The organism is Streptomyces sp. cg36, from assembly GCF_041080675.1.
Lineage (GTDB): Bacteria > Actinomycetota > Actinomycetes > Streptomycetales > Streptomycetaceae > Streptomyces.
Genome location: NZ_CP163520.1, coordinates 4,203,644 through 4,228,289 on the forward strand (window position 1 = coordinate 4,203,644; position 24,646 = coordinate 4,228,289).

21 protein-coding genes, 1 tRNA gene and 3 pseudogenes are annotated in these 24,646 nt (G+C 70.8%); 11 read left to right on the forward strand and 14 right to left on the reverse strand.

From position 1 onward, the window contains the following. Positions 1 to 314: 314 nt before the first annotated feature. From AB5J87_RS18745 to AB5J87_RS18765, 5 genes and pseudogenes are all read right to left on the reverse strand, one after another. A pseudogene (locus AB5J87_RS18745) lies at positions 315 to 662 on the reverse strand (DNRLRE domain-containing protein); the annotation flags it as partial. Between the two features lie 114 nt (positions 663 to 776). Next, positions 777 to 1,634, reverse strand: coding sequence for a hypothetical protein (locus AB5J87_RS18750; RefSeq protein WP_369377949.1), 858 nt, complete (start codon positions 1,632 to 1,634; stop codon positions 777 to 779). Beyond that, the gene (locus AB5J87_RS18755; protein WP_369377950.1) at positions 1,615 to 2,508 is read right to left on the reverse strand and encodes an aldo/keto reductase; all 894 of its coding nucleotides are present in this window, start codon (positions 2,506 to 2,508) and stop codon (positions 1,615 to 1,617) included. Before AB5J87_RS18755 ends, AB5J87_RS18750 begins: the two co-directional genes overlap by 20 nt. Then, positions 2,505 to 3,179, reverse strand: a complete 675-nt coding sequence (locus tag AB5J87_RS18760) for a cupin domain-containing protein (protein ID WP_369377951.1) — start codon at positions 3,177 to 3,179, stop codon at positions 2,505 to 2,507. The genes AB5J87_RS18755 and AB5J87_RS18760 overlap by 4 nt, the downstream gene beginning before the upstream one ends. 276 nt (positions 3,180 to 3,455) lie before the next feature. Further along, the gene (locus tag AB5J87_RS18765; protein WP_369377953.1) at positions 3,456 to 3,587 is read right to left on the reverse strand and encodes a hypothetical protein; all 132 of its coding nucleotides are present in this window, start codon (positions 3,585 to 3,587) and stop codon (positions 3,456 to 3,458) included. A 660-nt stretch (positions 3,588 to 4,247) separates the two neighbouring features. Between AB5J87_RS18765 and AB5J87_RS18770 the strand changes: the two genes are divergently transcribed. Then, positions 4,248 to 5,606, forward strand: a complete 1,359-nt coding sequence (locus tag AB5J87_RS18770; protein WP_369377954.1) for a helix-turn-helix domain-containing protein — start codon at positions 4,248 to 4,250, stop codon at positions 5,604 to 5,606. Here AB5J87_RS18770 and AB5J87_RS18775 read toward each other — a convergent pair. From AB5J87_RS18775 to AB5J87_RS18790, 4 genes are all read right to left on the reverse strand, one after another. Then, positions 5,576 to 6,109, reverse strand: a complete 534-nt coding sequence (locus tag AB5J87_RS18775) for an NUDIX hydrolase (RefSeq protein WP_369377955.1) — start codon at positions 6,107 to 6,109, stop codon at positions 5,576 to 5,578. The genes AB5J87_RS18770 and AB5J87_RS18775 overlap by 31 nt on opposite strands. 398 nt (positions 6,110 to 6,507) lie before the next feature. Then, positions 6,508 to 6,852, reverse strand: coding sequence for a plasmid mobilization relaxosome protein MobC (gene mobC / locus AB5J87_RS18780; protein WP_369377956.1), 345 nt, complete (start codon positions 6,850 to 6,852; stop codon positions 6,508 to 6,510). 476 nt (positions 6,853 to 7,328) lie between these two features. Further along, a complete protein-coding gene (locus tag AB5J87_RS18785; protein WP_369377957.1) occupies positions 7,329 to 8,642 on the reverse strand; it encodes an ATP-binding protein in 1,314 nt (437 codons plus the stop codon). Then, the gene (locus tag AB5J87_RS18790) at positions 8,639 to 9,910 is read right to left on the reverse strand and encodes a hypothetical protein (protein ID WP_369383581.1); all 1,272 of its coding nucleotides are present in this window, start codon (positions 9,908 to 9,910) and stop codon (positions 8,639 to 8,641) included. The genes AB5J87_RS18785 and AB5J87_RS18790 overlap by 4 nt, the downstream gene beginning before the upstream one ends. A gap of 256 nt (positions 9,911 to 10,166) precedes the next feature. On the opposite strand from AB5J87_RS18790, the pseudogene AB5J87_RS18795 reads away from it, so the two are divergent. From AB5J87_RS18795 to AB5J87_RS18805, 3 genes and pseudogenes are all read left to right on the forward strand, one after another. Next, positions 10,167 to 10,382: pseudogene (locus tag AB5J87_RS18795) on the forward strand (helix-turn-helix domain-containing protein); the annotation flags it as partial. Between the two features lie 296 nt (positions 10,383 to 10,678). Next, positions 10,679 to 10,891, forward strand: coding sequence for a helix-turn-helix domain-containing protein (locus AB5J87_RS18800; RefSeq protein WP_369377958.1), 213 nt, complete (start codon positions 10,679 to 10,681; stop codon positions 10,889 to 10,891). Further along, the gene (locus AB5J87_RS18805; RefSeq protein WP_369377959.1) at positions 10,891 to 12,111 is read left to right on the forward strand and encodes a tyrosine-type recombinase/integrase; all 1,221 of its coding nucleotides are present in this window, start codon (positions 10,891 to 10,893) and stop codon (positions 12,109 to 12,111) included. The genes AB5J87_RS18800 and AB5J87_RS18805 overlap by 1 nt, the downstream gene beginning before the upstream one ends. A 124-nt stretch (positions 12,112 to 12,235) precedes the next feature. On the opposite strand, the gene AB5J87_RS18810 is transcribed toward AB5J87_RS18805, so the two are convergent. Both AB5J87_RS18810 and AB5J87_RS18815 read right to left on the reverse strand, forming a co-directional pair. Then, complete coding sequence (locus AB5J87_RS18810) at positions 12,236 to 12,709, reverse strand: hypothetical protein (RefSeq protein WP_369377960.1); 474 nt, start codon at positions 12,707 to 12,709, stop codon at positions 12,236 to 12,238. A gap of 432 nt (positions 12,710 to 13,141) precedes the next feature. Next, a tRNA-Gly gene (locus tag AB5J87_RS18815) sits at positions 13,142 to 13,215 on the reverse strand. 260 nt (positions 13,216 to 13,475) lie between these two features. Here AB5J87_RS18815 and AB5J87_RS18820 point away from each other — a divergent pair. From AB5J87_RS18820 to AB5J87_RS18830, 3 genes are all read left to right on the forward strand, one after another. Beyond that, complete coding sequence (locus tag AB5J87_RS18820; protein ID WP_369383777.1) at positions 13,476 to 13,661, forward strand: hypothetical protein; 186 nt, start codon at positions 13,476 to 13,478, stop codon at positions 13,659 to 13,661. Positions 13,662 to 14,000: 339 nt separating this feature from the next. After that, positions 14,001 to 14,576 carry a dCTP deaminase gene (gene dcd, locus AB5J87_RS18825; RefSeq protein ID WP_344069025.1) on the forward strand — a complete coding sequence of 192 codons (576 nt, stop codon included), beginning with the start codon at positions 14,001 to 14,003 and terminating at the stop codon, positions 14,574 to 14,576. A gap of 17 nt (positions 14,577 to 14,593) precedes the next feature. Next, a complete protein-coding gene (locus tag AB5J87_RS18830) occupies positions 14,594 to 15,094 on the forward strand; it encodes a phosphoribosyltransferase (RefSeq protein WP_369377961.1) in 501 nt (166 codons plus the stop codon). A gap of 92 nt (positions 15,095 to 15,186) precedes the next feature. On the opposite strand, the gene AB5J87_RS18835 is transcribed toward AB5J87_RS18830, so the two are convergent. Then, positions 15,187 to 16,194 carry a Yip1 family protein gene (locus AB5J87_RS18835; RefSeq protein ID WP_369377962.1) on the reverse strand — a complete coding sequence of 336 codons (1,008 nt, stop codon included), beginning with the start codon at positions 16,192 to 16,194 and terminating at the stop codon, positions 15,187 to 15,189. 136 nt (positions 16,195 to 16,330) lie between these two features. Beyond that, entirely contained in the window at positions 16,331 to 17,413 is a 1,083-nt protein-coding gene (locus tag AB5J87_RS18840; protein WP_369377963.1) for an FG-GAP repeat domain-containing protein, read from the reverse strand. Between the two features lie 283 nt (positions 17,414 to 17,696). Between AB5J87_RS18840 and AB5J87_RS18845 the strand changes: the two genes are divergently transcribed. Then, positions 17,697 to 18,419, forward strand: coding sequence for a hypothetical protein (locus AB5J87_RS18845; protein ID WP_369377964.1), 723 nt, complete (start codon positions 17,697 to 17,699; stop codon positions 18,417 to 18,419). Between the two features lie 88 nt (positions 18,420 to 18,507). On the opposite strand, the gene AB5J87_RS18850 is transcribed toward AB5J87_RS18845, so the two are convergent. Then, positions 18,508 to 20,775: a (Fe-S)-binding protein gene (locus tag AB5J87_RS18850; RefSeq protein ID WP_369377965.1), complete on the reverse strand. Its 2,268-nt coding sequence runs from the start codon at positions 20,773 to 20,775 to the stop codon at positions 18,508 to 18,510. A gap of 218 nt (positions 20,776 to 20,993) precedes the next feature. On the opposite strand from AB5J87_RS18850, the gene AB5J87_RS18855 reads away from it, so the two are divergent. The 3 genes and pseudogenes from AB5J87_RS18855 to AB5J87_RS18865 all read left to right on the forward strand — a co-directional run bounded on the left by AB5J87_RS18855 (position 20,994) and on the right by AB5J87_RS18865 (position 24,123). Further along, positions 20,994 to 22,031 carry an MraY family glycosyltransferase gene (locus AB5J87_RS18855; protein ID WP_369377966.1) on the forward strand — a complete coding sequence of 346 codons (1,038 nt, stop codon included), beginning with the start codon at positions 20,994 to 20,996 and terminating at the stop codon, positions 22,029 to 22,031. Beyond that, positions 22,028 to 22,852: an FkbM family methyltransferase gene (locus tag AB5J87_RS18860; protein ID WP_369377968.1), complete on the forward strand. Its 825-nt coding sequence runs from the start codon at positions 22,028 to 22,030 to the stop codon at positions 22,850 to 22,852. The genes AB5J87_RS18855 and AB5J87_RS18860 overlap by 4 nt, the downstream gene beginning before the upstream one ends. Positions 22,853 to 23,329: 477 nt before the next feature. After that, a pseudogene (locus AB5J87_RS18865) lies at positions 23,330 to 24,123 on the forward strand (IS5 family transposase). Positions 24,124 to 24,646 lie beyond the last annotated feature (523 nt).

The following is a 24,646-nucleotide window of genomic DNA, read 5'->3' on the forward strand; positions in this document are numbered from 1 at the left end:
AACAAGGCCCCGGTCGTTGACCAGGGCCTTTGTCGTGGAGCGAGTGACGGGAATCGAACCCGCGCTCTGACGCTTGGGAATGAAGGAGTACTTGAGCGCTTGCCTCCCCCTGACCAGCTGAAGCGTCCAATGGATGCCGCCTTGCAGGGTGGTGTGCCGAGGCACTTGGTCTCCCGCGCGGGCGCACTCCTGCGGGCTCTCGCCCTCCTCTGCCCGGCAACAGCGTTCCGTCGCGCGCGGTGGATGAGTGACCGGCAGCGACTCTGACCGGAATGCGGGCCCGTTCCCGGAAAGATGCAGCACGCTGGATGCGACTTGCTCCCCGACCGCGGTCGGAAGTTGTAGGTGACCGTGAGCTTCGGCGGGTTGCTGGTGGCGTTCGCGGAGTTGACGCGCTTCCACTGGGCGACGGACGACTCGTCGGCCGCAGTCAGGCCCATAGTCGACTGCGGCGCCTTGGCCGAGGCCCAGGTCTGCACGAGCGAGGTGACGTCAGCGTTGATCCAGCCGTCCGCGCCGCAGGCGGGGTTGCCCTTCGTCTCGGTGGGCGTCGCATATTTGGTGCGCATCGTGGGCCGGTTGGTCCAGCGGCTCGTCGTGGTGGCCGGGTCGGCCGCCCACACCTGCCAGGGCTGCGCCTTGCAGTCGGTGTTGGCCGAGTGGAGTCCAACGCCCTGTTGCCACCAGGCGATAGCGGCGCCATCCGCGGGATGGTGCATCTGAGCCGCGGAGCCACGGAGAAGCGCCGGGGCCCGGAGGTGGGGTGCTGCTGCCGGTCAGGCGGTAGATGGAGCAGGAGCCGGGCTGGGAGGGCGGACCCCGGTCAGTTCCTCCGCGCGGTGCCGCAGGAGCGGGGCCAGCTTGCTGTACCAGCCGCGGCCCACGGCCTGGAGCATCTCGGCGAGGGCGATCTGTTCGGCGATCCGACCGGCGGGGGTGTCGAGTACGTGGGCGAACTCGGCGCGGATGCGGTCGGCGACGGCGGGGACGCGGAGGCTGTTGACGTAGAGCATCGCGGGGTCGTAGCCGACGGGGACGGCGCCCCAGCGCTCCCAGTCCAGGATGACGAGCGGGTCATGGGTGAGGTTGGCCCACTGGAGATCGGCGTGGCCGGTGACGCGTTCGGTGATGGCCGGCGCGGGGATGCCCAGGAACTCGGGGAAGGCTCGGTCGGCCCAGGACTGACGGATGGTTTCGCGGGGCGGTTCGGCGGTGCTGAGGGCGTCCAGGCTTTCCCGCAAGGTGGTCCACCATGAGTCCGGTAGGTGCGGGTCGCGGGTGAGGTCGGGTGTTTCCGGCGAGATGACGGGCTGGGCGATGTAGTCGATCAGCTCTGCCTCGAAGATGTACTCGCCGCTGTCCCAGCGGTACAGCTCGTGGAGGTGCGGGCGGGGCACCTTGTCGGACACGCGTTCCTCGGCGAGTGCGATCCCCTCGTTCCGAGTGGTGGTGGTCTTGGCGGCCTCGCCGCAGTGGATGCGGAGCCAGTGTCCGCCCTCGGTGCGGCTGCCGATGGTGCGGCCCAGCCATCCCCACGCAGGCGCACCCATGGTCGTGGTGGACAGGCGGGCAGCGGCGTCGGCCAGGGCATTCTCCATGCGTGCCCTGGTGCTCTCATCCGTGGGCGAGTACATCGGTGACCTTCCTGAGATGGCCCGGATCGAGCGGGGCGGTGATGGCGGCCTTTGCGGCGGCCCAGTGAGGGGCGGTGCTCGTAGACAGCAGTACCACGTCCAGGTTCGGACATGAGGCGGCGACGAGGAGGCAGGAAGCGGCCGGTGAGGCACGCGGGCGGATGAAGTCGGCGAGTGCTGGTGTGACGAGGCCGGGCAGCTCGCCGCCGTGCAGGGGAGAGGAGCCGAAGTTGATCAGTCCCGCCGCATGTGCCAGGACGAGGGGGCCCCGGCTGTCGAGGGCGTGGGCGATCGGTCTTGCCATGACGAGGCTGACCGGCTGCTGGATGGCCCGCAGGTGATGTTCACCCGATCCAGCGGCCTCGGTGGCCAGGCCCAGGAGTTCGGGCACGGTGAAGGTGCCGTGCAGGAACCCCGACCAAGTAGCCACGCCGTACCCGCCGATCCTGCCCGCGCCGGCGAACTCCTCCAGGACCGCGAACGCCTCACGGAGCGCCGGGTGCAGTTCCCCGGGGCGCAGGCCGGCACGCTCCGGATTGTGGATGAACACCAGGTCGACCCGGCCGAGAGCGGCCAGGGACCTCTTTGTCTGCCAGCGGATGAAGGCGGCGTCGAGGCTGTGTCCGGTGCGGACTTGGGCAGCGGTGAGCAGTCCGGCCCGGAGAGCGGCCTCACCTTCTTCCGGCATGAAGAACCCCGTCTTCGTTGCCACCAGGGCGCTCGGGCAGTCGGAGATGACAGGGCCCAGCGCCTGGTGGGCGCCGCCGTAGTTGGGGGCGGTGTCGATCCAAACCGCCCCGTCGGCGCACGCGGTGCGGGCCGCCTGTTCGACAGCGCGCACCCGGTACGTCCCCAGTCCCAGGGAAGCGGTCACGAGGCGCCCCCGACCACGGCGACGGCCTGACCGGCAACCAACGCGGAGACGACCTCTGCCACCTGAGCAAGGGTGAGATCGGACTCGGCGGCCAGGTCCGCCATGGTGGTTGGCCCGCCACGTGCGAGGAGGCGGAGAACCGGGGCGACGGGCAGGGCGAAGGTCCACTCGTTCCCCGCCCCGGCGAAGGTCACAGTCTCGTCGTCCTGGTCGATCCGGGCACGGGGCACCGTGGCCTGGACGGTGATGCGCGGCTCGGCAGGAACGCCGGTGAGGTGTGGCAGCGACAGACGTGGACGCCCGGGGTGCGTGGTGTCCAGTGACGTCTGCCAGCGGTCCAGAACCCCCGGGTCGTCCAGGGCGGCCAGAACCTCCTTCCGTACCGCGGCCAGGCAGTCCGCCCGCTCCTGCGAAGTCCCGAAACGCGGTACGTCTGCCCGGACTGTCGCGCTCGCCCGGAGGCTGTCGCACAGCCAGCCCAGGAACTCGGCGCCGGACTGAGTGGCGAGCCCGAAAGTGAGGTGAAGCGAGGCGGTGCCCCGGTCGGCGCTGACGGCGTGCCACCAGCCACGCGGCAGATAGAGCACGTCCCCCGGCGCCAGGACGAGATCCGCGATCGGGTCGCCAGCAGGGGCCTGGGGTGCTTCGACGTCCCGCCAGGCAGGTGCCACGCGGGTGGGGCTGTAGATCTTCCACCGCTTGGAGCCTTCGAGTAGGCCGTGGCAGCCACGGCTTCCCCGGCGCGGGAGAGCCGCATCCGAGGCGGTTCGAGCCGGTGAGCGGCCACGATCTCGTTGAGGTCGTCCCAGCCCAGTAGCGGGGGACGGATGATGCCGTCGGAGGGGATCATTTTGTGGGCCCGGAAGCACGTCTGGGCGAGGAACGTGTCCCCGCCCAGACGCTCGGCCCACGATGCGGAATCAGTCACCGTGGGTCTCCTGGGTTGATCAGGTGTCGTTCATGTCCGACCTGCCGCCCGTGTTGTCCGAGGCTTCCTCGGTGCGCGAGCGGTCTGCGGCGATGCGGCGGACACCGATCACCAGACTGCTGTTCTCTTCGGTGGGAGCGTTCTCGTTCATTCCGTACTCCTCTCTGATCTCGATGAGTTCCGCCGGGAACCCGACGGGGCACTGCGGTGGTGCCTCCGCCCCGTGACGTGCGGGGATCTCGGGACGGACGTCCGTGGGTCAGCGACTGGGATCCCCGGCCATGGCCAGGGTGATCACAAGGGCGCTGACGGCGATGACGTACAGGAGAACGGCGAGCGGCTGGCGCCAGCCCCGGGGGCCACGGGCACGGGGCCGGGGGCAGCCGCCCCTCACGCCGCCCCCGTCTCGACGGGGGCCGGTCGCAGGGATCGGGCCGACAAGGCCGTGCCGCCGCAACGCGGGCACTTGCACGGGGGGTAGCGCCCGGGGTTGGAGAGGAGGTCGTAGCGGTCTCCTTCCAGGACCCGCGTCCCCGGTGACCACGTTCGGCCCGAGTCCCGTGACACCCGGATGCTCATGAGGACGCGGGGCTTGAAGCCCGGGCCAGGGGTCTTCCCGATCGTCGTTCGCTGCGTGTCAGGAGTGCCCGCCGAGTCGTTCGAGGCGGTCGTCCTCGGTCGCTTCGCCATGTGCAGAAGGATCGCGATCAGGGCCAGGGGGCAGAAAGGTCCAGCGGATTACCCAACTTGGGTACCATCACGCTCGGTTGAGCCCTTGAAGCCATCCGTAGACTCCTCCGGAGCGTGCCCGATGCCCGAGTCACGTCATGCGAAGGAACTCCCGGCGAGTCTGCTCACCGATCCGGAGATGCTGGAGGCGTGCCGCGTACGCGACTTCGCGACAATCTTCCGACTGCTCAAGGCCCGCGCGGGCATCTACCCGTCCATGATCGCGCGGCAGTGCGAGCTGACACCGAGCCGGGTGGGTGAGGTCATCGCGGGCCAGCGGCAACTTCTCCACATGGACGTGATCGAGCGGATCGCCGACGGCTTGCGCATCCCGGGGCACATGCTCGGGCTGGCACGACGGGAGTGGGAGACGCCGACCGCGCTCGCCGTTGCCGAGCGCAATCCAGCGGAGCCCGTTCATCCGCCGGCCGCGCCCAGTCCCCTGGCCGCCTTACCAGGGGCCGAAGTGGACGGCATCCTGACCCTGGCCACCGGTAGCAATCTGAGCCCGTCCACTCTCCAGGCTTTCCGGTCCTCCATCGAGGACTACTGGCGGCATGACGACGAGCACGGGGGCGAGACCCTACGCCCCGCCGTTGTCGGCCAGCTGCGTTATGTCGAGGGGCTGCTGAAGGATCAGCGGCCGATGTCACTACGGCACGGCCTGTACGGCATCGCCGCGGAACTGGCACGGCTCACCGGGTGGACGTACTTCGACGCCCGCCAGTACCACCAGGCGCGTACCTACTTCTCGGAGGCCCTGCAACTGGCACGGGAAATCAACGACCACCCGTTCATGGCCAACGTGCTCGCCTGCCTGAGCCTGCAAGCGACCTACCAGGACAAGCCGGCGGATGCCCTTGCGCTGGCGTCCGCCGCCCAGGACCAGGCCCGCGTCGCGAGCGGAACGACGCCGAGAGTGCAGGCCATGCTGACCATGCGCGAAGCATTCGCCCACGCCACCTTGGGCGACAAGAGGGCCGCGCACACGGCGATCTCCGAGGCACACGGCCAGTTCGAGCACATCAGGCCCGGGGACCCGGACCCGGCATGGGTGGCGTATTTCGACGAGCCGAAGCTCATCGTGGACACCGGCATCGCACATGCCCGTCTGGGGGAGCCCGCCATCGCCGAACCACTGATCGCGGATGCGCTGGAGCGCGAGGGCCAAGCCAACCAGCGAGGCCGTGCCTTTCACGCCTTCTGGCTCGCCCGTACGCAGCTCCAGCAGGGCAAGGTCGACCAGGCGTGCCATACGGCGACGCAGGCGCTGGCGCCCGCCGCCGCAGTGACCTCGGAGCGGGTGGCCGGGCACCTTCGCGAGTTCTACGAGCAACTTGCGCCGCATCGCGAAGTGCCGGCCGCGGTGGCCTTCGAGGCGCGACTGCGTGAAGTGCTGCCGGTACCCGGTCAGCGGACGCCTTCCTCCATGAGGACGTAGAGCAGGCCGACGAGGGAACCGCTGCTGACGATCTCCCGGCGGTCGATCATGCCCCGGATGTCGGTCAACGGGATCCACTCGATGCGGTCCGACTCGTTCTTCTCGGTCGGCGGCCCCTCGTACGTCGCACCGTCGGCACGGAACAGGTGGTGCTGGGAGTCAGTGATGCCGTTCGCCGGTTCTGCGTAGATGAGGGGCTTCACGGGACCTGGCCGCCAGCCGGTCTCTTCCAGGACTTCACGGGCGGCAGCCTCGCCAGGGGTCTCGTCCGCTTCCACCAGGCCCATCGGGAGTTCCCAGGCCCAGGCGTCCGTAATGAACCGGTGGCGCCACATCATCAGGACCTCCTGGTGGTCGTTGACGACGGCGGCCACGGCCAGGTGGCGGAGCTTGACGACGTGGTGTTCCCAGCGGTGCCCGTCCGGCGTCTCCACGTCGGTGAGCCAGAGGTTCACCCACTTGTTCTCGTAGATCGGACGTTCCCCGTGGATCTTCCACTGCATTGCTGCGGCCCCTCTCGATCGGCCTCCAGCATCGCAGACTTGTGCTGAACAGCAGCCGGGTTCAGTCAAGTTGACGTCACAGTGACGAATACGGTGGGCGCCTTGAGGCGAACTCAGGGCACGAGCCAGGGTGTGGTCGTTGGCGTGGCGCGGGCCACCCGTGGGCCGCCCGCGCCCAGTCCGGGGCCGTCGATCCCGGCAGCGGTCACCGTGCGGCGGGCGACCTTTGTCCACTCGTCGTCGATGAGGTGCCGGTCGGTGGCGGCGTGGTTCCAGGCGCCACGGGGTGAGGGTCGGTGTGCTCTTCGACGTTGCCCGGTCCGTAGAGGTAGGCGTGCAGGCCGAGGGTGCGCGTTCCGGGCTTGTGGATCTTGGGGGCCATGAGATGTGGATTGTTCCTAGCGGTGCTGGAGGAGGTGGTCGGTGGCGGCCTGGACGCGAGTGGTGGCCCGCTGCACTGCATCGAGGACCGCGTCGAGGTGGGTATCAGTGGGGCGGTCACCGGAGTTGATGGCTCTGGCTATCTGGTTGAGGTTGTTGCCGACGTGGCCGAGGTGGCGGCGGGCGGCGAACAGTTCCGCGACCAGTTCGCGTTCACCGGCCACCGCAGCGGCGGCGCGGTCGAGATCACGGGCGGCACCGAGCGCGGCGCGGGCGAGGAAGCCGGCGACGGTGACGCCCGCAGCCTGGGCGGCGGCGGTGATGTGGGCAAGTTCGTCGTTGCTCAGGCGCGTGGTGCGCACATGGGGACGCTGGCGGCGCTGGTAGGGACGGCGGCGCGCACGCGACGACGCAGACGACGGTGCGCTGCGCGGCGGCGCGGCGGGCTGCTGGTTATCTCCTGGCTGTGGGCCGCCCCCGGTCACAGCCTCCTCGTCCGGCGTCCCCCGGCGCCGGACGAGCCCCCGCCCTCCCGGGGCGGGGGGCCCTTTGGAGACTCCGCCACCGGTGGAGTCTCCAAAGGGATAACTTGCTCCGCTTGGGAGCGCGATGCCGTGTGGAGAACTGCCGTCCATAGCAAGGGATTCGACCCGCGTCATGGGCTGGTATGGGCTCGGCGTGCCGGGCGGTGTTGCGTTGTTCATCGGGTGGTTCGGGCCCTATCAACGAGGGGTGGGGGTGGTGAATTCGGTGCGCTGGCGTTTGCGGACCGGGCCGAGGTGGTCATTACTGAGCGGGATGCCCTGGGCGCGCATGCTGCGCCGCAGTTGGTCCCGGGTCAGCTGGGTGTTGCCGTCTTCGGCCAGGACGGCGGGGATGTGGGGCAGGAGTCGGGCGACGGCCTCGTCCTCGGACAGCCGGACCGGTCCGGAGCGGTGCTGGCACCCGGCGGCGACCTTCGCCCGGACCGTCCGTGGACGCGGCGCCGTCCGGGTACGGACCGGTTCCCGCTCCCGTCCGGGTTCGTTCCGGTCTGGGTTGTCGGCCGGGTTCGGTGGGGCTGTCCGGCCTGGCTCCGGGCGCCGTCCGGGTTCGCCGTCGTCCGGGTTAGGACCGGTCCGGGTTGCCGTCTGGGCTCGGTGGGGCCGTCCGGCCTGCTTCCGGGGTCGTCCGGGTTCGGCGCACCGGACCGTCCCCGTCCTTGTCCGGGTTCCCTTCGGTTTCTGTCCCGTCCGGGTTCGGTCCGGTCCAGGTTGTCGGACGCGGTCCGGGTTCCCTCCGGTCCGGGTTCGCCGTGGCCCAGGTTCGGTGCGGCGGCCCGGCCGGGCGCCGGTTTGCGTCCGGGTTCGGTCCGGTCCGGGTTGATGCGGCGCGTGGGCGCGATCGCGCTCAGGCGGCGATGCGGTACCGGCGGTCGGGGCCGTCCAGATGGACCGGCGTGCACATGCCGGACAGGCGGGAGAGGATCCGGTCGCCGACCCGGTCGCGCAGGACCGGCTGGCGGGGGTCCGTGTGCTCGGTGCGCAGGGGGGGCGAGGTTGGTGGTGATCAGGGTGGGCAGGTGGTGCTCGGCCCGCCGGCTCAGCAGCCGGAAGTTGATCTCCTCGGTCCACTCGCTGTTCTTCGCCGCCCCCAGATCGTCGAGGAGCAGCAGCGGGGTGCGCGCGATGCGGCGCAGCAGGGATTCGGGGTCGGTGCCGCTGCGGGGGCGCATCTGCCCGTACAGGTCGGCGGCTTTGACGGCCTGCCAGTGCACGCCGCACCCGGCCGCGGTAAGCGCCCGGATCGCCGCGTATGCCTGGTGGGTCTTGCCCGCACCGGTGTCGCCCCACAGCAGCAGGCTGGGCCCGTGGGCGATCCGGCGCCGCCCCGTGGTGCCGAAGTGTGGCGCCAGCGGATCATCGCCCGGCGCCACCGCCGCACCGGCGACAGCCTCCACCCACGTAGCCACCTGCGGGTGGGTGACGCGGGCGGTGCGGTAGGCGAGGGGGATGCGCAGTTGCGCGGCCTCCAGCGCCGGAGAGGGCTCCGGGGTGTCCGCCTCGGGGGTGGTGGGGTCGAGGGTGATGTGGCGTTCGGCGAGTTTGCGGGCGATCCAGGCCATCGCCGGGCTCTCGCCGCTCGTGCGCGGGCCAGCTGCGAGGGTGGTCACAGGGCGACTCCGAAGATCCCGGTCGGCTCGCTGGCGTTGAGGTACGGCGTGTACGCCGTGGGGGAGGAGGCGTGGCCCCAGGGCCCCGCGCCGGAGGCGGACGACAGGCTCCAGCCCGGCGACGGCGCGGGGACGGGCTCGGCGTTGAGGACCTCGTTCACCAGTGAGGGCAGCACGCTGGGGTGCAGGCCCTTGGCCCGCAGCCGCTCCAGGGCCGGGCGCAGCACGTCGGGCCCGTAGCCCTCCTCCAGCAGCAGCCGTATCTGCTTGCCCAGGTGGCCCAGGAACGCTTTCGGCGCGCGACCGCCGGGGCAGGCCCGGATGTACTCGCTCATCAGCCGCTTGGCCGACCACGCACCCGCACCCACCCCATCCGGCAGTTGCTGCTCGGCGGCGGCATCGGGCGCGGGCGCCTCGCGCCCCCTACGGGAAGATCCAGGATCCAAGATCCTAGATCCAGTACCTGAAGCCTCACTGAATGCGGCCCCCATCACCACACCCTCGTCCCCTGGAAGGCTCTGAGCTGCGGATTCGTCATCCGGCGGGACAGTGGCGGCGGGCGCGGGAGCACGGCGCGCGCCAATCGTCTCGACTGCGGCCTCGACCGGGACGGTGGCCTGGATCACCATGGGCTTGGTGGCCTGGGTCATAGTCGGCGCCGTCATGGTGACCTGGGTCACCATGGCAGGGGCGCCCTGGACCACGATGGGTGTGGACGTCTGGGGTGCGTCGGTGGCTGGGGCGTCGGTGCTCAGGGGGGCCGGCGGCTCGACGGCGAAGCGGGGTGCCCCCGCCTCGCCGTCCGCTCCGGGGGCTGCGCTCGCGGCGGCGTCGAGCAGCTCCCGGGTGTCCGCGGCAGGTGCGAGTGCGCGGTGTGCGGTGGGGCACTGGGGGCGCTCGCATTCCCCGCACGCCTTCACGGCGTCGTGGGCCGGGCAGCGCGGCAGACGGGAATCGCTCGGCCGGTTGATGCGCTGGTGGCGGTCCCAGGTGACGATGTGCAGCCACCGCTTGCCGTCGCACCCGGTGTAGCGGCAGACCAGCCCCGCCCGGGCCAGCTGCTCCAGATCGTCGGCGACGTCAGTGGGGGTGTGCTCGCGGCGCAGCGCCCACAGCCGCCCGGCGATGACCGCCGGATGGTCCCGGAAGCGCCCGGCGTCGTCGGACTGGGTGAGCAGCCCGAAGAACGTCACCATCGCGGTGACCGAGACACTCGCGAGGTCCTCGGACTCGAAGGCTTCGGGCTTGATGGTGCGGATACGGGCGATGTCGATCGACCGCCTTTCGAAGTCGGTGGCAGCGAAACCGGCGGAGCCGGGGTGGATGGACAACACAGCCACACTCGGTGCGTGAAAGTCCAGACTCGGCTCTGAAATCCAAGAAAACCGGGATGCCGGTCTGCGGACTGTAAACCCGAAAACCCGGTCACCGAAATCTCCCGGAAAATACCCGACGTTCGGGACATCGCTCACAGCAGACGGGAATGCCTTTCCCAGCGCCCGGCGCGCAAGCTACAACACATCCATGCCGCCACGCCCCCTCGAAATCGGACCCGCCGGACAGGCCGCCGCCCACGCCATCGAACGCGCCCGCGTCGCCCGCGGCTACTCCCAGCGCCAGCTCGCCGCCCGCGTCACCGCACTCGGCCGGCCCATGACTTTCACCGCGCTCTCCCGCATCGAACGCACGGTCAGGCGCTGCGACATCGACGATCTCGTCGCCATCGCCGCAGCCCTCGGAACCCTTCCTCAGACCTTGCTCGCGGACCTTCCCGTGTGGCCGGAGCCGGTCGGGGCGGGGCGCAACATAGCCGACGATCGCCGGTTTCCGAAACCGGGGCTTCTCCGGACCATTGCGGTTCCCGGTGCGATTGCCGGTTCGCCCTATGCCATATCCATGCCTATTTCACGAGAGAAAACTCTTGCGCCGATCGCCCTTCATCCCTGTCCGGAACACCCACTCTGCTGATTGAACAAGCGGGAAGAGTGGGAAAGCGGCATGCGACGGTCCCCGCTCGGTAAAGGGGGCGACCCTGAATGGCTGACCGTCTCTTGAGTGTCGTCGAGGCCGCCGAGCGCCTTGGTGTCGGCGAGCGCTTTATCCGCCGCCTCGTGTCCGAGCGCCGAATTCGCTACGTCAAGGTCGGCAAACACGTCCGCATCGCCGACAGCGTCCTGGCCGCGTACATCGAGGAGCGGACGGTCGAGCCGGTCCGCACCCGGCGCTCCCGCTACGGGCGGGCGGCCTAGTGGGGCGCCCGCGCCAGAAGGCGCCGCGCCGCAGCTTCGGCGCGATACGCAAGCTGCCCTCCGGGCGTTACCAGGCCCGGTACCCCGGCACGGACGGAATTCTGCGCCCGGCCCCGGAGACCTTCGAGACGAAGAAGGACGCCGAGGTCTTCCTCTCACAGATACAGGCCGACCAGTCGCGCGGTGACTGGCTCGACCCTAGTGCCGGTGAGGTGCTGTTCGCCGACTACGCCAAGCGCTGGATCGACGAGCGCGGCGTCGCGCCGACGACCGACGAGCTCTACCGCCGCCTGCTGCGGCTCCACCTCGCCCCGGCGTTCGGACAGCAGTACGTCAACGTCATCAGCCCTGCCAAGGTCCGCACCTGGCGGGCTGAGCGTCTCCAGGCCACGGGCAAGACGCAGGTGGCCAAGGCATACCGGCTGCTGAAGGCCGTCATGGAGGCTGCCGTCGACGACGACATGATCCGCCGCAACCCCTGCAGGATCCGTGGCGCGGGCAAGGAGGAGGCGGACGAGCGCCCGGTCGCCTCGGTCGAGCAGGTCTTCGCGGTGGCCGAGGCGATCGGCATCCGCTGGCGGCTGATGATTCTCCTCGGAGCCTTCGCCTCGATGCGACCGGAGGAACTGGCCGAGCTGCGCCGTAAGGACATCGCCCCGGACGGCAGTGCCCTCTACGTGCGCAGGGCCGCGCCCGAGCTGAACGTCGGCCGCCGGGTGATCGGCGCCCCCAAGTCCCGTGCGGGGAAACGGGAGATCGCGCTTCCCGGCTTCATGCACCTGGACGTGCGCCGCCACCTCGACTGGTTCGCCGAGGCCGGCCCCGAGGGGCTGGTCTTCGTCGGCGAGCGCGGGGCCCGGTTGCGCGGGACGACCTTCGGCCGCAAGTGGCGCAAAGCCCGCGACCTGGTCGGCCTGCCCGAAGGCTTCCGCTTCTACGACCTGCGGCACACCGGCAACACCATCGCCGCCGACACCGGCGCGAAGATGAAGGACCTCATGGTCCGCGCCGGCCACTCCTCGGAGCGGGCCCAGCTGATCTACCAGCACTCGACGCGCAAGCACCAGCGCAAGCTCGCCGGAGCCATCGACGTCGACGTGCGTCGCCAGCGCGCGGAAGCGGAGGCGGCCGAGCACGCGGGGGACGAAGGGGCGACCGTCCACCCCCTCGTCCCGCGCGCACACGACACAACCGACGACTCCGTCGTGCGGGAAGCATGAGTACCCGCAGGGCTGGTCGGGTGCCCCGCTGGTCCCGCTCCCGCGGTGTGTCGCCTGACGACCCTCGTCCAGTGACGGTTCGGTTCGGATCGGCTCGGAGCCGCGCCGTGGCAGGGCCGGCGTGTCAGGCGATCGGGAGCAGCACCTGTTCGGGGCGGGCGGGGCATACCCAGGCCGCAGAGTCATCCACTGCGGCAGCGGACATCGGGTGCGGGTGCCCTGGACACGGTGGCAGGGCTTGGCCATGTGTCAGCTCGATGGCCCAGTTCTGAAGCCGGTCAGCCAGGAGCACCACAGCTTCGACGTCATCCATGCCCGGTGGCAGGTGGACCCGTGTCGACTCGTCAGCGGCGGTCACCAGCAAGTGAATGCCGTCGTCCAGGGGAGGCTCGTCGTCGAGCGGTCCTGACTGCACAGCAAGCCGGGAGCTGTAGGCCCCCGCGGGGAAGGGCGGCGGAGTGCTGGGGTGCCCCAGTTCCCCCGCGATGGCTGTTGAGGCGTATCCAACGGTTACGACCGAGATCTCGCACCGGCCCGTCAGGCCGAGACGGTTCACGATCGCCTCGGCCTGACGGGTCACCAACTCAGTGGGATGCATGCGGGAATCATCCGCGAAGCGGGATTCCCTAATAGGTTCCTCGCCAGATCGGATGCTGGGCTTCCGTCAGGCGAAGGGGGACCGCCCACCCCGTCCTCCCGTGCGGCACTGCGGAGGACGCGGCTTTCCGAGGGGCGTGACCAGTGCGGCGCCGGGACCGATGCTCGTCGAGTCTGGCGCTGTCACGTTCCTGTCGTCGGACATGAAGACACTTCGCGCCTGCGCACGAGCCTCAGTCCACCGCGCGAGTGGCGCAGGTCACATGAAATGCGTCTCAGGATTCGAGACGATCCGTCGATGTGCCTCCATGAAGGGGCTTGCGCCGCCCAGTTCGGGGCGGTAATCGGCGCCTTGTGGCACGTAAATGGCACGCGCCCCGCAAGTGGTCTAGACAACAAACAAACCCCAGATCGATGACCTGGGGTTTCTCTATGGAGCGAGTGACGGGAATCGAACCCGCGCTCTGAGCTTGGGAAGCTCATGTTCTACCATTAAACTACACTCGCGTGCGCCATCCCCCGGAAGGGAATCGCATCGCTGCTCACCTTACCCCATGCCGGCCCCCGCGCGTATGAGCCCGGGGGTCTTGTGCTGTTCGGGTGGGGGTGGAGTGGCTGGATCCCGGCGCGGGGGGCGGGAGTTGGGGCGTAGCGTGTGGGGCGTTCGAGGGGGGTCTCGGGGTGGTCGGAGTGCCGCCTGGAGGGGCGTCCTGTTCATCCCTTAATGTGGTGGTTTCTTCGTCCATGATTGCTGTTGGGGAAGGGACTTGAGCCACTTGATGGACTCGCTGGAGCGCACCGTCGTCCGCTGTGCCGAGGGGCACGTCTTCGCCACCGACTCGTTCCCGATGCAGCAGCTCGGGGCCGAGCGCCTCGGGCCCGGTCGGCTGATCCGGTGCCCCCGTTGCGCCCGCCTGCGGCACGCCGTCCCCGTGGGGGAGCGGCGCCGCTAGGGCCCGTCCCACGCAGTGCCGTCCGACGCGGTTCTGTCCGGGGGCGGTCCGCCGACGCAGTTCCGCCGGGGTCGGTCCGACGGGTCGGTCCGCCGGGGTCCTCCGCCGAGTCGGTCCGCCGGGGTCCGTCCGCCGGGGCGGTCCGGCCGGGGGGGGCGTTCCGTCCGAGGTAGGTCCGCCGCGCCGCGTGCCGATCGCGCGCGGCCCGGCGGGATCCCGTCCGGGGCGCCGCGGCCGGCCCCGCTGCACGGCCCCCGCCGCACCCCCGACCCCTTCGCCGTGGCGCGCGCGGATCTGTCCGATTACGGGCGGCCCGCGCACCCTGCGTATCCTCGGGACGTGCTTCTCTCAGACAAGGACATCCGGGCCGAGATCGACGCGGGTCGCGTCCGTATCGATCCGTACGACGAATCCATGGTCCAGCCATCCAGCATTGATGTGCGGCTCGACCGCTATTTCCGGGTGTTCGAGAATCACCGGTACCCGCACATCGACCCCGCCGTCGAGCAGGCCGACCTCACCCGGCTGGTGGAGCCCGACGGGGACGAGGCGTTCATCCTGCACCCGGGTGAGTTCGTGCTCGCCTCGACCTACGAGGTCATTTCCCTCCCCGACGACCTGGCGTCGCGCCTGGAGGGCAAGAGCTCGCTGGGACGGCTCGGACTGGTCACGCACTCCACGGCCGGCTTCATCGACCCGGGCTTCTCCGGGCACGTGACGCTGGAGCTCTCCAACCTCGCGACCCTCCCGATCAAGCTCTGGCCGGGCATGAAGATCGGGCAGCTGTGCCTCTTCCGGCTGACGTCCTCCGCCGAGTCGCCGTACGGCTCGGAGCGGTACGGCTCCCGGTACCAGGGCCAGCGCGGTCCGACCGCCTCGCGGTCGTACCTCAATTTCCATCGGACCCAGGTGTGAGCGGCAGCGAGAAGACCATGAGCGACGCAGTACGGGAAAACCTCACCTACGAGAAGTTCGGGGGCGCGATCCGCGACCTCGCGCAGACCATCGCGGACGACGGCTACGAGCCCGACATCGTGGTCTCCATCGCCCGGGGCGGCGTCTTCGTCGCCGGCGGTCTCGCCTACGCGCTGGACTGCAAGAACATCCACCTGGTGAACGTGGAGTTCTACACCGGCGTGGGCACCACCCTCGAAATGCCCGTCATGCTGGCGCCGGTCCCGAACGCGATCGACTTCTCCGGCAAGAAGGTCCTGATCACGGACGACGTCGCCGACACCGGCAAGACGCTGAAGCTGGTCCACGACTTCTGCGTGGAGCACGTCGCCGAGGTCCGCAGCGCCGTCATCTACGAGAAGTCCCACTCGCTGGTGAAGTGCGAGTACGTCTGGAAGCGCACCGACGACTGGATCAACTTCCCGTGGAGCGTCGAGCCGCCCGTCGTGCGCCGCGAGGGCCAGGTGCTGGACGCGTAGGTCCCACCGGTGGGTGGGAGTACGGGGAGGGGCCCGGGGTTCTCAGAACCCCGGGCCCCTCCCCGTACCGCCCTCGGCGGCTGCCGCCGCCGCTAGATCGTGCCCAGCTTGATCAGACTCAGCAGCGCCGCCAGCTGGATCGCGCTGGCGCCCAGGGCCCTCGGCCACGGCAGGTCGTGCGACTTGCTCACCATCGAGGTGAACAGCGCGCCCGCCGCCAGCCAGGTCGCCCAGCCGAGCACCTGCACCAGGCCGTTGTCGCCGCCCAGGAAGAGGGCGAAGACCAGCCGGGGCGCGTCCGTGAGGGACATGATCAGCATGGAGAGGCCGACGGTGGGCTGCCAGGAGCCGTCGCCGCCGAGCTGGCGCGCCAGGGTGTGGGTGACCGCGCCCAGGATCATGCCGCCGACCACGAAGACCACGCCCGTGGTCAGCACCACGGGGACGGCCTTGGAGAGCGTCGTGCTGATGACGTCCTCGCGGGCCTTGTCGAAGCCGAAGATCGCCAGCAGGCCGTAGAGGAACGTGACGGTCAGCGCCGGTCCCCACACCGCGTAGTCGCGCATCTGCCAGAACGTCGGCCCGGGGCGCATCACGATGCCGCGCAGCAGCTCCTTCCAGCGCAGCCGGGGGCCCGCCGGGGGCGCGGCGGCGGCACCGGCGCGATAGGTCGCCCCCGAGCCGTACGGGTCCTCGCCGATGCTGAACGCCTGGGTGTGGCCCGGGTTGTTGGCGTACGGGTCCTGGGCGGGCGCGTACCCCTGCGGCATGCCCTGGCCGTGGCCGGGCCCGTAACCGCCGCCCTGGGGGCGACGGTTGCGGCCGTCCTGACGGTAGCCGTCCTGGCCGTGGGCGTCGTAGCCGCCGTCCTGGCCGTACGGCTCGCCGAAGTACTCCGGCTCGCCCTGCTGCGGGTACGGCGCGGGCCGGCCGTGTGCCTGTCGGCCCTGCGGCTGCTGCCCGTACCCGTACTGCTGCTGCGCACGCTGCTGGGGGCCGGGCTGCCACTGCTGTTGGCCGCCCTGCCCCTGCCGCTGCGGTTGTCGTCGCGGGTCGTTCCGGTCGTCCCGGTTGCCCCGTCCCATCCTGAATCCAGCCACGCTTTCGAACGTACCTGTTCTGACGGGGCGCCAAGCCGGGGCGACCGGAACCGACCGAGTTTGCGGCTGAGCTGTGACATCCCCTAGGGGCTCGCGGAAGGCGACCCGGAAGGGGCGGCGGGTGCGCGACCGGCGCTCAGCCCCAGCCCGCCGTCGTGAACGTGACCAGCGGCTCGGCCGCCCACCCGCGGCCCGCGCCCCGGTACACCGCCACCAGGTCCCGGGTCGCGCCCCGGTGCGTACGGACCACCAGGTCCGCCACCTCGTCGCCGGTGAGGTCCGCGTGGTCGAGCACCTCGGTCACGGGCGCCGGGCCGGAGCCGGGCAGGGCCGCGGCGGGCGGCACCGGGCGGCGCACGGGCGCGGCGGCGCCGCCGGGGCGGGCCGGGCCGTCGGGGCCGCCGAGCAGCAGCCGGCCCCGGGCGCCGGGCGCGGCGGAGGCGCGGACCACCAGGTCGTCGTAGCCGTCCCCGTTCACGTCCGCCCTCGGGGCCGGGGCCTCCAGGACCGGGCCGCCGCCGGGCAGCGAGGGCCCGGCCGCGCGCGGGGCGCCGGTGCGGCGGAAGGGGCCGCGCAGGAAGCTGACCCGCCCGCCGGTCGCGGTGACCGCCAGATCGGTGGCGCCGTCGCCGTCGAAGTCGCCGCAGACGGGGTGGTCGGGCCAGTCGTTGCCCCAGCGCGCCCGGTCCGGGATGCCGAGGACGACCGCGCGGCCGGTGAGCCCGCCGGGGCCGCCGAAGAGGATCTGCAGGGGTACGGGCGGGCGGCCGACGCCGTCGTACGGCGGGTCGGTGGTGACGATCAGGTCGGAGAACCCGTCCCCGTCCAGGTCACAGGCCGCCTCCGCGTCGAAGGTGGCGGGCGGACGGCCGCCGACCGGGGCCGCGTCGCGGCGCGTGGTGAGCACCTGGCGCACGCCCGGTTCGAGGGGGCGGGCGGCGGACCCGGTGCCGTAGACGACGGCGATGCCCGCGTCGTCGGCGTAGCTGTCGCGCTTGGCCAGGTCGTTGACGACCAGATCGCGGTGGCCGTCGCCGTTGAAGTCGTACGGGACGCGGCTGCCGCGCCCGTGCGGTACGGGCCGGGGCTGGCCGGCGGCTGCCGCCGCGGTCCGGCCGGGGTCCTGGTGGTGGGCGGAGGCGGCCGAGTCGCAGCCCGCCGCGCCGAGGGCCGTGGCCAGCAGCGCGGCCACGGCCGCCGTGCCTCTCCCCGTACGCATCGGTCGTCCCACCTGCCTCACCTGCCCCACCCGCCTCTTCACGGGCCACAGAATGCCGTATCGCAGGCCACGGGTTAAGCGCTGGGTAGTGGAGTCGGTGCACTGCGTGCCATTTTGGTTGAAACGGGGTGTATTTACGTTTCTGCAGGCCAAGCAGCTGGTCGGTCGTTACCTTGCCTACGCATGACCCAGACATCGCCCTCGTAACTTCTCTGGTGTCACCGCCGCAAAGGGCCACGGACACGACATAAAGACCGCCGAGTTTCGAGGAAGTGCCACCGATATGCGCGCCACCCGTCGCACCATTCGTACCGCCGCCATCGCCACCGGAGCCATCGCCGCCCTCGCCCTGCCGACCGGCGCGGCCTTCGCGGCCGACGCCACCCCGGGCGCGGCCGGTCAGCAGGAAGACACCAAGGACCAGCGGCGGGACCAGCAGCAGGAACGGCAGAAGGACGAGGCGAAGCCGGACGACGCCAAGAAGGACGAGAAGAAGCCGGACGAGCGCGCTAGGGAGAAGAAGGGCGACGCCAAGGTCCTCTCCACCGCGCGCGTCACCATGCCCGACGGGCGCATCGCCAAGCTGGTCAAGACCACCGACGGGCCGCGCGCCGTGATCTCCATGCCGAACGGGAACGTCCTCGGGTCGCTCGACCTGAAGAACCCGTCGACGCTGAACGACGGCTGGACGTACAAGATCGTCAACGCCGGCAAGGGCTTCTACAAGTTCGTCGTCGTCGACGGCAAGCACGGCGGCGACAGCCGGGTGTACGACTTCAACGGCAAGCTGATCGAGAAGTACACGGTCGACGGCCGGGGCAAGGGCCACGAGAAGCCCGCCACCACGACCGGGACCGCCCCCAAGGGCGGGGTGAGGGCCGGTGCCGAGGGCGTCTCCACCGGCAACCAGGTGCCGCTGATCGCCGCGGGCGGCGGCATGGCCGCGGCGGGGGCGGCGGGGCTGGGGTTCGCGCTGTACCACCGGCGCGGCCGGCAGCGAGGCTGACGGCGGCGGGTGCGAACGCGGCAGCGGCCGGTCTCCGCCTCGGGGGCGGGAACCGGCCGCTGCCGTCTGTGGACCGCAGGGGTCCGCGCTACTTGACCGGCTCGGGCTCCGGGGCCGACTCCTCGTCCGCCGCGGCGGCCGGGTCGGCCGGGGTCCTGACCGAGTCGAGCAGCAGCTGGGCCACGTCCACGACCTGCACGTGCTCCTTGGCCTGGCCGTCGTTCTTCTTGCCGTTGACCGAGTCGGTCAGCATGACCAGGCAGAACGGGCAGGCGGTGGAGACGATGTCCGGGTTGAGGGAGAGGGCCTCGTCGACGCGCTCGTTGTTGATGCGCTTGCCGATCCGCTCCTCCATCCACATCCGCGCGCCGCCGGCGCCGCAGCAGAAGCCGCGCTCCTTGTGGCGGTGCATCTCCTGCTGGCGCAGGCCCGGGACCTTGTCCATGATCTCGCGCGGGGGCGTGTAGACCTTGTTGTGACGGCCCAGGTAGCAGGGGTCGTGGTAGGTGATCAGGCCCTCGACCGGGGTCACCGGGACCAGCTTGCCCTCGTCGATGAGGTGCTGGAGCAGCTGGGTGTGGTGGATGACCTCGTACTCGCCGCCGAGCTGCGGGTACTCGTTGGCGATCGTGTTGAAGCAGTGCGGGCAGGTCGCGACGATCTTCTTGGCCGACTTCGGCTTCTTGGTCGACTCGTCCTCGTCGTCCTCGCCGAACGCCATGTTCAGCATCGCCACGTTCTCCTGGCCGAGCTGCTGGAACAGCGGCTCGTTGCCCAGGCGGCGCGGTGAGTCACCGGTGCACTTCTCGTCGCCGCCCATGATCGCGAACTTGACGCCCGCCATGTGCAGCAGCTCCGCGAAGGCCTTGGTGGTCTTCTTGGCGCGGTCCTCCAGGGCGCCGGCGCAGCCGACCCAGTAGAGGTAGTCGACCTCGGACAGGTCCTCGACGTCCTTGCCGACGATCGGGACCTCGAAGTCGACCTCCTTGGTCCACTCGACGCGCTGCTTCTTGGCCAGACCCCAGGGGTTGCCCTTCTTCTCCAGGTTCTTGAGCATCGTGCCCGCCTCGGACGGGAACGAGGACTCGATCATCACCTGGTAGCGGCGCATGTCGACGATGTGGTCGATGTGCTCGATGTCCACCGGGCACTGCTCGACACAGGCGCCGCAGGTGGTGCAGGACCACAGCACGTCCGGGTCGATGACGCCGTTCTCCTCGGCGGTGCCGATCAGCGGGCGCTCGGCCTCGGCCAGGGCGGCGGCCGGGACGTCCTTCAGCTGCTCCTCGGACGCCTTCTCGTTGCCCTCCATGTCCTTGCCGCCGCCCGCCAGCAGGTACGGGGCCTTGGCGTGCGCGTGGTCGCGCAGCGACATGATCAGGAGCTTCGGCGAGAGCGGCTTGCCGGTGTTCCAGGCGGGGCACTGCGACTGGCAGCGACCGCACTCGGTGCAGGTGGAGAAGTCGAGGATGCCCTTCCAGGAGAAGTGCTCGATCTGGGAGACGCCGTAGACGTCGTCGTCGCCCGGCTCCTCGAAGTCGATCGCCTTGCCGCCGGAGGTCATCGGCTGGAGCGCGCCGAGGGCCGTGGAGCCGTCCGCCTCGCGCTTGAACCAGATGTTGGGGAAGCCGAGGAAGCGGTGCCAGGCCACGCCCATGTCGGTCTTGAGGGAGACCGTGATCATCCAGATGAAGGAGGCCGCGATCTTGAGGCCCGCGACCGCGTAGGTGATGTTCTGGACGGCGGTCAGGCTGAGGCCCTTGAAGGCCAGGATCAGCGGGTACGAGGCGAAGAACCCGGCCTCGTAGCCGTCCACGCCGTGCTGGACGCCCTCCAGGGCGCGCAGCGTCATGATGCAGACGCCGACGATCAGGATGATCGTTTCGACGAAGTACGCCTGGCCGGTGTTGGAGCCCGCGAACCGGGACTTGCGGCCCGGCTTGTCGGCCTTGCTCAGCTGGCGGACGGTGATCAGCGTGAGGATGCCGAGCGTCGTCATCAGGCCGAGGAACTCGACGAAGATCTCGTACGGCAGCCAGTCGCCGATGATCGGGATCAGCCAGTCCGCCTGGAAGAGCTGGCCGACCGCGTTCACGATCGTCAGCAGCAGCGAGAAGAAGCCCACCGCCACGAACCAGTGCGCGACGCCGACGATGCCCCAGCGGTTCATCCGGGTGTGGCCGAGGAACTCCTTGACCACCGTGACGGTGCGCTGCGCGGGCTGGTCGGTCCGGGTGCCCGCGGGCACCGCCTGGCCGAGCCGCACGAACTGGTAGATCTGCCAGACGGCACGGCCGAACAGCGCCACGCCGACCACGATTAGGACCAGCGACACGATGATCGCGGCGAGTTGCATTTGGGGCTCCTCGGGCCTGCGAGGGGATTACTAAGCAGTAACTTATTGAGTTCGTCTGAGCGTACCCATTTATGCGGCGGCGATGTAGCCGCGCACGCGGTGATCTGTGTCGCTCAGGCCGCCCTCAGTGACCAGTGTCGGTGCTGGGTCCGCCACTTTTGAAATGTCCATCGTGTTATTCAGCCCATACACGGACATAACAATCTAACTTGGTGCGCATGATCTCCGGGCTCACGGCCGCCGTGGCCGCCCTGCTGTGCACCGCCCTGCTCGCCGCGCTCGTCCGTACGGCCGTACTGCGCGTCGGGGCCCGCGGCGCCCGGGGCAGCCGCCCGGACCGCACCCCCCGCCTCGGCGGCATCGCGGTGGCCGCGGGCACCCTCGCGGCCGTCGGCGCGGGCCCGGCGCTCGACCTCGCCCCGCTCGGCGACGGCGTCGCCCCGGTCCTCGGCGCGGCCGGCGCGGTCGCCCTGCTCGGACTCGCCGGAGACCTGCGCCCGCTCGGGGTACGGGTGCGGCTCGGGGTGCAGACGGCCGCCGCGACCGTGGTGGTCGCGCTGGCGTCCGGCCTCCCGCCCGGTACGGGCGCGCTCGCCGTGCTGTGGATCGTCCTGGTCACCAACGCCTTCACCCTGCTGGACGCCTCCGACGGGGCCCTGGGCACGGTCGCCGCGGTCACCGCGCTCGGCCTCGCCGTCTGCGCGATCGCCGACCGCAGGCCCGGACTCGCCCTGCTGCTCAGCGTGCTGGCCGCCTCCCTCACCGGGTTCCTGCTGCACAACTGGCATCCCGCGCGGATCGTGCTCGGCGAATGCGGCTCGCTCTTCACCGGGTTCCTGCTCGCCTCGGCCGCCGTCCTCGTCCACACCGAGGCGGGCCCCGCCCGGGCCGCCGCCTCCCTGTTCGCGCTCACCTCGGTGGTGCTGGCCGACGCGGCCCTCGTCCTGGTGTCGCGGCGGCGCGCCGGACGGGCGCTGGCGCGCGCCGGGGCCGACCACATCGCCCACCGGCTGCGCCGCGGCGGTCTGACCGTGCAGGGCGCGGCGGTCGTCCTCGGGCTCGCCGCGCTCGCCGGGACGGCCACCGCGCTGCTCGTCCACGGCGGCAGCCTGCCGCCGCCCGCCGTACTGCCGCTGGCGCTCGGCACGGCCGTGGCGGTGGTGGCGCTGCTGCGGGTGCCGGTCTACGGCGACGAGCGCCCCGGCCCGCGTACCGAGTCCGCCGCCGAGACCGCCCCCGAAGGAGCATCCGCGTGACGACCGAGACCGCCCCCGGCCCCCGCCCGCTGCGCGCCCGCGCCCGTGCGGCCGTGCGGCGCCTGGGCGCGGTGCGCCCCCGCGCGCCCCGCCCGCGCGCGCCCCGCCACCCGGGCGCCGAGGACGGTGCGCGGCTGGTCCAGCTGCTGCGCCGGTACGAGATCGATCTGGTGCTGGACGTGGGGGCGTACGGGGGTGCGTACGGGGCGATGCTGCGGCGCTGCGGCTACCAGGGCCGGATCGTCTCCTTCGAGCCGCTGCGCGAACCCCGCGCCGAGCTGCGGCTGCGGGCCGCCGAGGACCCCTGCTGGTCGGTGCTGCCGTACGCGCTGGGCGAGCGCACGGGGCCGCTGACGCTGAACGTCGCCGGGGACGCGGGGGTGAGCAGCTCGGCGCTGGCGATGCTGCCCCGGCACCGGGCCGCCGCGCCGCACACCGCGTACACCGGGACGCGCAGCGTGGAGGCGCACCGGCTGGACGAACTGTGGGAGCGGGTCACCGCGCCCGGCGAGCGGGTGTTCCTGCGGGTCGCCGTGCAGGGGTACGAGCGGGAGGTGCTGCGGGGGGCGGGGGCGTACGCCGACGAGATCGTGGGGATTCAGGCGGGGGCCGCGCTGGTGCCGCTGTACGAGGGTGGGGCGGGGTTCGACGAGGTGCTGGCGGTGGGGCGGGGGGAGCTGGGGTTGAGCCTGATGTCCGTGCGGCCGGGGTTGGTGGATCCTCGGGACGGGCGGTTGTTGGGGTGTGAGGTGGTGCTGCTGCGGGAGGACACCCCCGACCCGTCGGAACAGGTCCCGCCCCAGGGGGCGCCTCCGGCGTAGGGCGGTGGCGGGTTGCCCGCGCCCCTTTTCGGGCCGGATCTTCGTCTGCGGGCCGGTGCTGGGTTGCTCGCGCAGTTCCCCGCGCCCCTGGAAACCCTCGTTCGTCCGCCCACCGTGCTCGCTTCTCGCGCAGTTCCCCGGGCCCCTGAAAAGCCTCGTTCGTCTGCGGGCCGTGGTGGGCTGGTCGCGCAGTTCCCCGCGCCCCTAAGAAGCTGTATCTCAACCGATCATGGAACGTGCGGGTCGAACAGGTTTCCCGCTGGGGTGATCTTCCCGTTGTGCGCGCATGAAGACAGGGCCTCTCGGTAGCTCGGGGATGCGAATCTGACCGAGCAGTGCCGGGAGGCCCTGATGTCGTTGTTGTACGCGTTGGAGCCCGTCCAGTTCAACTCGGCTGCACGATCGTGTGATTGCCTCGCGCACGTGTACGGCAATGCGGCCGACCATCCCGACCGGGAACGCCGATATCCGTCGGACATGACGGACGCGGAGTGGGCGGCCATCCGGCCGTTGCTGCCGGTGCCGCCCTGGCTGAGGGGCAGGGGCGGACGCCCCGAGGGCTACTGCCACCGCCAACTGCTGGACGCGGTCCGCTACCTGGTCGCGGGCGGGATCTCGTGGCGGGCGATGCCCGCGGACTTCCCCGGCTGGGGCCGGGTTTACGCCTTCTTCCGCCGCTGGCGCGAGCAGGGGCTGATCGCTGAGTTCCACGACCGGCTGCGAGGGAAGGTCCGTGAGCACGAGGGCCGTGAGGCCGAGCCCACGGCGGGAATCATCGACGCGCAGTCGGTGCGGGCCGCCCCATCGGTGCCGGCCGCCTCACGCGGCTACGACGGCGGGAAGAAAGTGCCCGGGCGAAAGCGGCACATCGTGACCGACACACTCGGTCTGCTCCTGGTCGTCTGTGTCACCGCCGCGAACATCGGTGACCGCGACGCCGCTACGGGCCTGCTGCAGCAGCTGCGCCGTCTGCACCGCGACATCACCCTCGTCTGGGCCGACGGCGGCTACACCGGCTCCCTCGTCGACTGGTGCCGGGACAGACTCGCGCTGACCTTGGAGATCGTCAAACGCACCGACGACATGACAGGGTTCGTGGTGCTGCCCAGGCGCTGGGTGGCAGAGCGCACGTTCGCGTGGCTAATGCATTCGCGCGGCTGGGCCGGGACTACGAGACGTTGTAGGCCAGTAGCGAGGCGATGATCCGGTGGTCGATGGTCACGCGGATGAGCCGGCGTCTGGCACGGCCACGGGCCGCCGCCCGGCACTGAATGCCCCCGACTCCTCCATGAGGAGCCACCCGCGCTCGGCCAGGCGCCGGGCCTTCGAGCGCGCCCCTCGACCTTCGCCGACGTTGTCTCCAAGCCCAGCCGAGCCGTGATCTCCCTGGCCTTCAGCGGCCCCTGGCCCGCAGGCTGCCGCTCGTCGAGCACGCCCAGAATCCGCTGATAGTCCGGCGCCAGCACCGTCACCGGCAGTCCTTCGCGCCAAGGCGGCACGATCGAACCCGGCACCGGCGAGGGCGCGGTTTCCGCCTTCGCCGCGGTCACGGCGGTGGTCTCGGCAGCCGAGGCTGCCAGGGCCTCGACCAGCTCCTCCCGCGCGATCACCCGTCGGTCCAGCTCGATCTCCGCGGCCTCCAACACCCCAGCCAGCCGCGTAACTTCCTCCCGCAGACCCTCCACTCGCACCCGGGCTGCTGTCTCCCGCTCCTCCAGAATTCCCAGCACCGACGCCATCGCGCACCCCCCGATCACGGAGCCGAAACAAGACGCCGCATGCCTCCCTCATTCC